Origin of the sequence: Microcoleus sp. B6-A1, from assembly GCF_036705085.1 — a bacterium.
Classification (GTDB): Bacteria; Cyanobacteriota; Cyanobacteriia; order Cyanobacteriales; family Microcoleaceae; genus Microcoleus.
In genome coordinates this window covers 115,297-118,024 of sequence record NZ_JAUBTU010000010.1, presented here as the reverse complement: position 1 = coordinate 118,024, position 2,728 = coordinate 115,297, and the positions used below count along the sequence as shown (strand labels likewise).

3 protein-coding genes are annotated in these 2,728 nt (G+C 49.0%); 1 reads left to right on the top strand and 2 read right to left on the bottom strand.

Annotation, left to right across the window (positions count from 1 at the left end):
- Nucleotides 1-62: 62 nt before the first annotated feature.
- Entirely contained in the window at nucleotides 63-1,136 is a 1,074-nt protein-coding gene (locus tag QUB11_RS05880) for a protein kinase domain-containing protein (RefSeq protein ID WP_333390006.1), read from the bottom strand.
- 74 nt (nucleotides 1,137-1,210) lie between these two features.
- Entirely contained in the window at nucleotides 1,211-1,390 is a 180-nt protein-coding gene (locus tag QUB11_RS05875; RefSeq protein WP_333390004.1) for a hypothetical protein, read from the bottom strand.
- Between the two features lie 40 nt (nucleotides 1,391-1,430).
- Between QUB11_RS05875 and ispG the strand changes: the two genes are divergently transcribed.
- A complete protein-coding gene (gene ispG, locus QUB11_RS05870; RefSeq protein WP_333390002.1) occupies nucleotides 1,431-2,654 on the top strand; it encodes a (E)-4-hydroxy-3-methylbut-2-enyl-diphosphate synthase in 1,224 nt (407 codons plus the stop codon).
- The last annotated feature ends 74 nt before the right edge of the window (nucleotides 2,655-2,728 follow it).

The following is a 2,728-nucleotide window of genomic DNA, read 5'->3' as shown; positions in this document are numbered from 1 at the left end:
CTCTACCGAAACATAAACCTATTCATATTCACTCATTTATTTATTATACATCGCTGATGTTATTAAATCTTCATTCCTAAGTCTTCACAGGGGACTCGATCGCTATCTTCAAATCTCAGCCTCTCATTCTCTTTTCTCCCTGCTGCTTCCAGGATCTTATTCCCCGTTTCCTGATCCGCCTCTTTCCACTTTCCGCTAGCCAACAGCCGATCGAGTTGACGATAATCGACTCCTATTGCTGAAATCAAATTTACAGGTTGTGGCGGTGGCTGCGGGCTAGGAATCGTTGGCGAAACACCCCCTATTTGCCACCAATTACCAAGGGTAGGTTGGGGAAGCATAGCCAACCATTTTTGAACCGACTGAGGGCGCTTTGTCTCATTCATTTCCATCCCTTTCATAATTGCCCGATGCACCGCATCGCTAATATTACGATTAATCTGAAACGGCGGCTTTAAAGGATGATTTAAAGCCCTCATAAATGCAGCAGTTGGTGGTGTTCTCGTTAGCAGATAGTATAGCGTTGCCGCCAGAGCATAAACATCTGTGTACTCAGCAAATCTGCCAATTTCCCCGTACTGTTCGGGAGGCGCAAAACCATGTGTTAATCCAAAAGTCATTTGCTGAGTGCGATCTGGAATAAAACCCCGCGCCAAACCAAAGTCAATCAAAACTGCATCTTGATTGTCACGCACCATAATGTTTTGTGGCTTGATATCCCGATGTAGTAAACCTTTTTCGTGAACTACTATTACGGCTTCTCCCACTTTGCGGATGTAGTTTAAAGCTTCTTTTTCTGACATAAAACCGCGCCCTCCCACCCATTTCCACAAATCTTCTCCTGCCACATATTCCATCGAAATGCAAGGCAAATTATCGTGAATGAAGTAGTTTTCTATTTCTACAATATTGGGATGCCTGCACACAGATAGCTTTACCGCCTCCTCCAGGAATTTGTCCCGAAACCAGGCAAAATTTGGATCTCTCAATAATTCATCTTTCAGCGTTTTGATGACAACCCGCTGCCTGTTTTGCGCTTTCTTCGCTAGGTACGTGGCCCCAAAGCCACCCTCACCTAACTTGCCTTCAATGATATACCGATCGCCATTTAACCGCTGCCCCGGTGTCCAAACCATTCTCCTCACCGCCAACCAATATTAATTTTTATCTCGGTCTAGCCTGTATTTTAACTGTATTTTTTAGGTTGGGTTTAGTTCCACGGGCCCAACTTCAGTTCGCCTTCCCGGTGATGGTTGGCTTTTAGTTCGATCGCCCTTTTCCGACATAATTCGATCGACAAATTCGCAGCAATCTCATTAAGAATCCTAAATCGTAAAACCTGTTTGTCCAAACAGACCCTTTCTATGGCAACCTGAAAAACAGCAGACACATTTTTATAGACCTTAGTAACAAAACTCTACCAACCAGTTATGCAAACTCTGCCGAACCCCACTAAAACCCTCACCACCGAACCAACCTTCGACACCACCATCAAACGCCGCAAAACCCGACCAGTCAAAGTCGGTAGCGTCACGATCGGCGGCGGCAACCCCGTCGTCGTACAGTCGATGATTAACGAAGACACCCTCGACATCGACGGTTCAGTCGCCGGAATTCGGCGCTTGCACGAGATTGGCTGCGAAATCGTCCGCGTCACCGTGCCCAGCATGGCCCACGCCAAAGCATTAGCCGAAATCAAGCAAAAACTGCACGCCACCTACCAACCCGTGCCCCTCGTGGCCGATGTCCACCACAACGGCATGAAAATTGCCCTGGAAGTCGCCAAACACGTAGACAAAGTGAGAATCAATCCCGGACTTTACGTGTTCGAGAAGCCGAAAGCCGACAGAAGCGAATACACCGACAGCGAATTCGCGGAAATTGGCGCAAAAATCCGCGAAACCCTAGAACCTCTGGTGATTTCCCTGCGCGACCAAGGCAAAGCTTTGCGAATCGGCGTTAATCACGGTTCCCTCGCCGAAAGGATGCTGTTTACCTACGGCGATACGCCCGAAGGCATGGTAGAATCAGCCCTGGAATTCATCAAAATTTGCGAATCCCTAGACTTCCGAAATATCGTACTTTCCCTGAAAGCGTCCCGTGCACCCGTGATGGTTGCTGCTTACCGCTTGATGGTGCACCGGATGGACGAACTCGGCATGGATTACCCCCTACATCTCGGCGTCACGGAAGCAGGAGACGGCGAATACGGCCGCATCAAATCCACCGCAGGCCTGGCACCCTTGTTAGCTGACGGTATCGGCGACACCATCCGCGTCTCGCTGACAGAGGCCCCAGAAAAGGAGATTCCCGTTTGCTACAGCATTCTGCAAGCCTTGGGACTGCGGAAAACGATGGTTGAGTATGTGGCTTGTCCTTCCTGCGGTCGCACTTTGTTTAATTTAGAGGAAGTGTTACACAAAGTGAGAGAGGCGACCAAGCATCTCACCGGTTTGGATATAGCAGTAATGGGCTGTATTGTCAATGGGCCGGGAGAAATGGCTGATGCTGACTACGGCTATGTCGGGAAGCAACCGGGTTATATCTCGCTGTACCGGGGCCGGGAAGAAATTAAGAAGGTGCCGGAAGACCGAGGCGTGGCAGAATTGATAGACTTGATTAAATCGGACGATCGCTGGGTCGAACCAGAGTAGGCTTTGCTGGATTTAGTTTTGAAGTTTGGGGGCGGGCTCTTCGGCCCACCCCACAAGAGTTTGTTGTGGCACAG